Here is a 5,871-nt window from a genome sequence, read left to right as displayed (position 1 = left end):
GTACCGGACCGGGCACCCGCGAGCCCCGGGACCGACCCACGCAGCAGGGGCGGGCAGGACCACCACGGCCCCGCCCGCCCCTGAACACCCGCACTCAGTGCCCCGACGTCGCCTTCAGCCCCACCACCGCCACCAGCAGCAGACAGACGAAGAAAATACGGGCCGCGGTGACCGGCTCATTCAGCACCACCATGCCCAGCACCGCCGCACCGGCCGCACCGATCCCCACCCACACGCCGTACGCCGTACCGATCGGCAGCGTCTTGGCCGCATGCGACAACAGCATCATGCTGGCCACGATCCCCAGCCCCGTGAACACACTCGGCCACAGCCGGGTGAACCCCTCGGTGTACTTCATCCCGATCGACCAGCCCACTTCCAGCAGACCGGCGACGATCAGCAGAACCCACGCCACGACGGCACCTCCACGACGAAACACGCGAACAACACGGGTGCGTCGTCTTTGCGGAAACCCGGTACGGCGCGTCTCGTCGGGGTCACACCACCGTAGCAACAAACAGCCGAAGGGCCCGGTGACAACGGTCACCAGGCCCACTCACCACACACACCTACAGATACAGCCCGGTCGAATCCACCGAACCCTCGAACCGGTCCGCAGCCACCGCATGCAGATCCCGCTCACGCATCAACACGTACGCCACACCCCGCACCTCGACCTCGGCGCGGTCCTCGGGGTCGTACAGCACCCGGTCACCCGGCTCCACTGTCCGCACGTTCTGGCCCACGGCAACCACCGCGGCCCATGCGAGACGCCGGCCCACCGCCGCCGTCGCCGGGATCAGGATGCCGCCACCCGACCGCCGCTCGCCCTCGGGCGAATCGGACCGGACCAGCACCCGGTCGTGCAGCATCCGGATCGGCAGCTTGTCGTCGGTGGTGCTCATGCCGTTGTCGCTCACGCTCCGAAACCTACCTGCCCCGAGCCGCTCCGCACGCCCCAGGGCCCGCCCGGAACACGCCTGCGACGCCTGCCGCGCCGCGAGGAACCCGCCCTCAGCGGCGCTTGCTCTGCATCGAAACGGTCAGCAACGCCACCGCACCGACCACCACGAGCGCAGCCGGAATCACCCGCTCCAGCCGCGGCGAACCGTCCTCGGCCACGAACTGCGCCTTCACGTCCGAGACCGAACGGTTCACCGCGACGTACGCACGCCCGGCCGTACGGTCCACCGTCGAGGCGACCTTCGCCTTCGCGTCGCCGATCATCGTCTTCGGGTGCACCCGCACCCCGATCTCGTCCAGCACCACCGCAAGCTGCTCGCGCCTGCTGATGATGTCCGCCTCGATCTGCGCAGGGGTCCTCGTATCCGACACTGCGCCGCCTCCGTGGTCGTCGTCGGGTAAACCTTCATCGACAGTCTGTCAGTTCGGCCGCCCCTACACCCGGCGGCACCCCCTATTACGCTCGGTGCCACACATCCCGCGTGCCACTCGAGGAGAAACATGAGCGAGCGACTGCAGACCGGCGACACCGCCCCCGCCTTCACCCTTCCTGACGCCGACGGGAACGACGTCTCGCTCGCGGACCACAAGGGCCGCAAGGTCATCGTCTACTTCTACCCCGCAGCACTTACCCCCGGTTGCACCAAGCAGGCCTGCGACTTCACCGACAACCTGGACCTCCTCACCGGCGCCGGATACGACGTCATCGGCGTGTCTCCCGACAAGCCGGAGAAGCTCGCGAAGTTCCGCGAGCAGGAGAACCTCAAGGTCACACTGGTCGGCGACCCCTCCAAGGAGACCCTGGAGGCCTACGGCGCGTTCGGCGAGAAGAAGCTTTACGGCAAAGTGGTGACGGGAGTGATCCGCTCCACGATCGTGGTCGACGAAGAGGGCAGGGTGGAGAAGGCCCTCTACAACGTCAAGGCAACCGGACACGTCGCCAAGATCATCAAGGATCTCGGGATCTGAACGATCTGATCTGACGCGGTTCGGGACGATCCCTGCCCAAAAGAGTGTGACCGAAGTCGCAAACAGCCGCAGATTCGGTTTGCAACCGCCATGACTGCGCAGAAGCCTTTCCTGGAACACCGTTCGACGAAAGGAACCGGCCATGGCGGCCTCCGACCCCCACCAGGCGGCCGACCCTGATGCGGTCAAACGTCACCCCGCGCTCTTCCGGGCCATCCGGAAGCGCCAGAACCCCCGGCTACGTCGGACGGACATCACCGTCACCGACGACCAGGCGGTCAAGCGCGCGGTGAAGGCTGCGTCGCTCGGTAACGCCATGGAGTGGTTCGACTTCGGCATCTACTCCTACCTGGCCGTCACCATCGGGCATGTCTTCTTCCCGTCCGGGAACGACACCACCCAGTTGCTCTCGTCGTTCGCGACCTTCGCCGTGGCCTTCCTCGTCCGGCCCCTCGGCGGGATGTTCTTCGGCCCCATGGGCGACAAGATCGGCCGCAAGAAGGTCCTGGCCCTCACCATGATCCTCATGGCGATCGGCACCTTCGCGATCGGTCTCATCCCCTCCCACGACACCATCGGCGTCTGGGCCGCGGTCCTGCTGATCTTCTTCCGTATGCTCCAGGGCTTCTCCACCGGCGGCGAGTACGGCGGCGCCTCGACCTTCATCGCCGAGTACGCCCCCGACAAGCGCCGGGGCTTCTTCGGCAGCTTCCTCGAATTCGGCACACTGGCCGGATACGTCGGTGCCGCCGGGCTCGTCACCCTCCTGTACGCCGTCCTGGACACGGGCCAGATGGAGTCCTGGGGCTGGCGCATCCCGTTCCTCGTCGCCGGTCCCCTCGGCCTCGTAGGCCTCTACCTGCGACTCCGCCTGGACGAGACACCCGCATTCCAGAAGCTGGAAGGCGGCACCACCCACGCCACGGAGGCCGCCGACCACGTCGAGACCACCGCCAAGGGTGACCTCGCGAAGATCTTCCGCCAGTACTGGCCGACGCTGATCCTCTGCATCGCCCTGGTCGGCGCGTACAACATCACCGACTACATGCTGCTGTCGTACATGCCGACGTACCTCTCCGACGAGCTCGGCTACAGCGAGACCCACGGACTGCTCATCCTGCTGGGCGTCATGGTCTTCCTGATGCTGATCATCAGCCAGTTCGGCAAGCTCTCGGACCGCTTCGGCCGCAAGCCGCTGCTGATGACCGGCATGCTCGGCTTCCTGTTCCTGTCGCTGCCGTCCTTCCTCCTGATCCGCCAGGGAAGCATCCCGGCGATCATCATCGGCATGCTGATGATGGGCCTCTCGCTGGTCTGCCTGCTGGGCACGATGTCCGCGGCTCTTCCGGCCCTGTTCCCGACCAACGTCCGCTACGGCTCCCTGTCGGTCGGCTACAACATCTCGGCCTCGGTCTTCGGCGGCACGACGCCGCTGGTGATCACGGCCCTGATCAGCTGGACCGGCTCGAACCTCATGCCGGCGTACTACGCGATGGCGGCGGCCCTGGTCGGCGTGATCGCGGTGGCCTGCATGAAGGAGACCGCCAACCAGCCCCTGGCCGGCTCCCCGCCCTCGGTGGAGACGGCGGAGGAGGCGGCGGACCTGGTCCACGCCCAGAGTCCGGAGCCGAAGTTCTGACGCACAGCTCCTGCTCGAAGGGCCCGCACCGCTTCCGATGAAGCGGTGCGGGCCCTTCCGCATCTCGTCGCACTACGGACGTGACCATCCGATCAACGGTTCACTGCTCCGGTCACCGGTACGTGGCGCCGGGGAAGCAGGTCAGCCCTCGATGGGGCCACGCACCCCGCCCGAACCGCATGAACGCTACGATGGCAGCGGCTGGCGGCCGTTGCTGAATTGGTATAAGCGCGACACTTAGGATGTCGTGGGAGAAATCCCATGTGGGTTCGAGTCCCATCGGCCGCACACCTTTTATCGAAGGCCCGGTTCGCGCAAGCTGCGACCGGGCCTTCGGCGTACCTCGGGTGTCAGCCCACCAGCTCCCGCACCACCGGCACCAGTGCCCGGAACGCCTTCCCCCGGTGGCTGATCGCGTTCTTCTCGTCCGGGGTGAGCTCCGCGCACGTCCGGGTCTCGTCGTCCGGCTGGAGGATCGGGTCGTAGCCGAAGCCGTAGCCGCCGGCCGGTGTGTGACGCAGGGTGCCGGTGAGGCGGCCCTCGACCACGCGTTCCGTGCCGTCGGGGAGGGCTAGGGCCGCGGCGCAGGCGAAGTAGGCGCCGCGGTGCGGGGTGTCGATGTCGGAGAGCTGGGCGAGGAGCAGGTCCAGGTTGGCCCTGTCGTTGCCGTGGGCGCCTGCCCAGCGGGCCGAGAAGATGCCGGGGGCTCCGCCGAGTACGTCGACGCAGAGGCCGCTGTCGTCGGCGATGGCCGGGTGGCCGGTGGCCCGGGCCAGGGCGTGGGCCTTGAGGAGGGCGTTCTCGGCGAAGGTGACGCCGGTTTCCTTGACGTCGGGGACGTCGGGGTACGCGTCCGCGCCGACGAGGTCGTGGGTCAGGCCCGCGTCGGCGAGGATCGCGTGGAGTTCGGTGATTTTCCCGGCGTTGCGGGTGGCGAGGATCAGGCGCGTCATGCGTCGATTATCGCCGTACGGTCACGGGGTGCAGACCTTGCCGATCTCGGTGGCGGCGTCCGTGACGGGGTTGATGTCCGGGGTGGCGTCACCCTTCTCGATGGACTCGCGGACGTTGGTGACCCCGGCCTGGAGGTCGTCGACGGCCTTGTTGAGGTCGGCGTTGTCCGTGGTGTCGCCGAGGTCCTTGAGTTCCTTGTCGATCTGGTCCAGGGCCTCTGTGGCCTGGGTCGGGTCGTCGGAGGCGCTGGACACGGCCTGCTGGAGGTTGTTGACGCTGGTGGCGATGGCGTCGGCGGTGCGGACGCAGTCGAGGGCCTTGTCGACGGCGCCGCAGCCCGCGGCGGCGGTGAGTGTCAGCAGGGTGGCCGTGACGGCGAGTGCGGTGCGGTGCTTGCGGCGCGAGGCCATGGTGCGGTCCCTCCCCGGGGGTGGATACGTGGACGGACGCACGGTTCGATCCGTGCGTCCGTATCCGATACGACGCTGTGCGCTGGGTATTTGGTTGCTTCTTTACTCGCCGAGTGTGCGGGCGAGTGCCTCTTCCTGGAGCTTGGCCAGGTCGGTGCAGCCGGCGGTGGCGAGGTCGAGGAGTGCGTTGAGTTCGGCGCGGTCGAAGGGTTCGGCCTCGGCGGTGCCCTGGACCTCGACGAAGCGGCCGTCGCCGGTGCAGACGACGTTCATGTCGGTGTCGGCGCGGACGTCCTCCTCGTAGCAGAGGTCGAGGAGGGGAACGCCGTCGACGATGCCGACGCTGATCGCGGCGACGGTACCGGTGAGGGGCTTGCGGCCGTGCTTGATGATCTTCTTGCCCTGGGCCCAGGCGATGGCGTCGGCGAGGGCGACGTAGGCGCCGGTGATGGCGGCCGTGCGGGTGCCGCCGTCGGCCTGGAGGACGTCGCAGTCGAGGACGATGGTGTTCTCGCCGAGGGCCTTGTAGTCGATGACGGCGCGCAGCGACCGGCCGATGAGGCGGCTGATCTCGTGGGTACGGCCGCCGATCTTGCCGCGTACGGATTCGCGGTCGCCGCGGGTGTTGGTGGAGCGGGGCAGCATGGAGTACTCGGCGGTGACCCAGCCTTCGCCGCTGCCCTTGCGCCAGCGGGGGACGCCTTCGGTGACGGAGGCGGTGCAGAAGACCTTGGTGTCGCCGAAGGAGATGAGTACGGAGCCTTCGGCGTGCTTGCTCCATCCGCGTTCGATGGTGACGGGGCGGAGCTGTTCGGGGGTGCGGCCGTCGATACGAGACATGGCGTCGAGCCTATCGGCTGAGGGGCCGGGGTCCGTCCGGGTGCACGGCAGGCCCCGCTCCGGGCCGGCCGGGGGCGGAGCGGGGCCTGCGCGTGG

Annotated in this window: 8 protein-coding genes, 1 tRNA gene and 1 riboswitch; of the genes, 3 read left to right on the top strand and 6 right to left on the bottom strand. The window is 68.0% G+C overall.

What is annotated here, in order from left to right:
- Window positions 1-94: 94 nt before the first annotated feature.
- From BFF76_RS28760 to BFF76_RS28750, 3 genes are all read right to left on the bottom strand, one after another.
- Entirely contained in the window at window positions 95-415 is a 321-nt protein-coding gene (locus tag BFF76_RS28760) for a DMT family transporter (protein WP_031100955.1), read from the bottom strand.
- 36 nt (window positions 416-451) lie between these two features.
- A riboswitch (guanidine-III (ykkC-III) riboswitch) is annotated at window positions 452-517 on the bottom strand.
- Window positions 518-569: 52 nt separating this feature from the next.
- Complete coding sequence (locus BFF76_RS28755; protein WP_051834804.1) at window positions 570-905, bottom strand: GroES family chaperonin; 336 nt, start codon at window positions 903-905, stop codon at window positions 570-572.
- Between the two features lie 109 nt (window positions 906-1,014).
- Window positions 1,015-1,335: a DUF3618 domain-containing protein gene (locus BFF76_RS28750; RefSeq protein WP_031100952.1), complete on the bottom strand. Its 321-nt coding sequence runs from the start codon at window positions 1,333-1,335 to the stop codon at window positions 1,015-1,017.
- 129 nt (window positions 1,336-1,464) lie between these two features.
- Here BFF76_RS28750 and bcp point away from each other — a divergent pair, with 129 nt between their 5' ends.
- From bcp to BFF76_RS28735, 3 genes are all read left to right on the top strand, one after another.
- A complete protein-coding gene (bcp, locus tag BFF76_RS28745) occupies window positions 1,465-1,932 on the top strand; it encodes a thioredoxin-dependent thiol peroxidase (protein WP_031100950.1) in 468 nt (155 codons plus the stop codon).
- Window positions 1,933-2,074: 142 nt separating this feature from the next.
- On the top strand, window positions 2,075-3,571 hold the full coding sequence (proP, locus tag BFF76_RS28740) for a glycine betaine/L-proline transporter ProP (protein ID WP_031100948.1): 1,497 nt from the start codon (window positions 2,075-2,077) through the stop codon (window positions 3,569-3,571).
- A 204-nt stretch (window positions 3,572-3,775) separates the two neighbouring features.
- Window positions 3,776-3,859 (top strand) — tRNA-Leu (locus BFF76_RS28735).
- A 62-nt stretch (window positions 3,860-3,921) separates the two neighbouring features.
- Here BFF76_RS28735 and rdgB read toward each other — a convergent pair.
- The 3 genes from rdgB to rph form a co-directional block, all read right to left on the bottom strand.
- Window positions 3,922-4,524 carry an RdgB/HAM1 family non-canonical purine NTP pyrophosphatase gene (gene rdgB, locus BFF76_RS28730; RefSeq protein WP_053929887.1) on the bottom strand — a complete coding sequence of 201 codons (603 nt, stop codon included), beginning with the start codon at window positions 4,522-4,524 and terminating at the stop codon, window positions 3,922-3,924.
- Window positions 4,525-4,545: 21 nt separating this feature from the next.
- Window positions 4,546-4,935: a hypothetical protein gene (locus BFF76_RS28725; protein ID WP_031100905.1), complete on the bottom strand. Its 390-nt coding sequence runs from the start codon at window positions 4,933-4,935 to the stop codon at window positions 4,546-4,548.
- Window positions 4,936-5,037: 102 nt separating this feature from the next.
- Window positions 5,038-5,775, bottom strand: a complete 738-nt coding sequence (gene rph, locus BFF76_RS28720) for a ribonuclease PH (protein ID WP_053929886.1) — start codon at window positions 5,773-5,775, stop codon at window positions 5,038-5,040.
- Window positions 5,776-5,871 lie beyond the last annotated feature (96 nt).

Source organism: Streptomyces mutomycini (assembly GCF_001700505.1).
GTDB classification, from domain to species: Bacteria; Actinomycetota; Actinomycetes; order Streptomycetales; family Streptomycetaceae; genus Streptomyces; species Streptomyces mutomycini.
Note: the sequence above shows the minus strand (reverse complement) of the source record. Positions and strands in the feature narration are given on the sequence as shown.

What these genes read in the sequence shown, in the direction of transcription:
- rdgB (WP_053929887.1), bottom strand. Translation starts at nt 4,524, where the DNA reads ATGACGCGCCTGATCCTCGCCACCCGCAACGCCGGGAAAATCACCGAA.
- BFF76_RS28725 (WP_031100905.1), bottom strand. Translation starts at nt 4,935, where the DNA reads ATGGCCTCGCGCCGCAAGCACCGCACCGCACTCGCCGTCACGGCCACC.
- proP (WP_031100948.1), top strand. Translation starts at nt 2,075, where the DNA reads ATGGCGGCCTCCGACCCCCACCAGGCGGCCGACCCTGATGCGGTCAAA.
- rph (WP_053929886.1), bottom strand. Translation starts at nt 5,775, where the DNA reads ATGTCTCGTATCGACGGCCGCACCCCCGAACAGCTCCGCCCCGTCACC.
- bcp (WP_031100950.1), top strand. Translation starts at nt 1,465, where the DNA reads ATGAGCGAGCGACTGCAGACCGGCGACACCGCCCCCGCCTTCACCCTT.
- BFF76_RS28755 (WP_051834804.1), bottom strand. Translation starts at nt 905, where the DNA reads ATGAGCACCACCGACGACAAGCTGCCGATCCGGATGCTGCACGACCGG.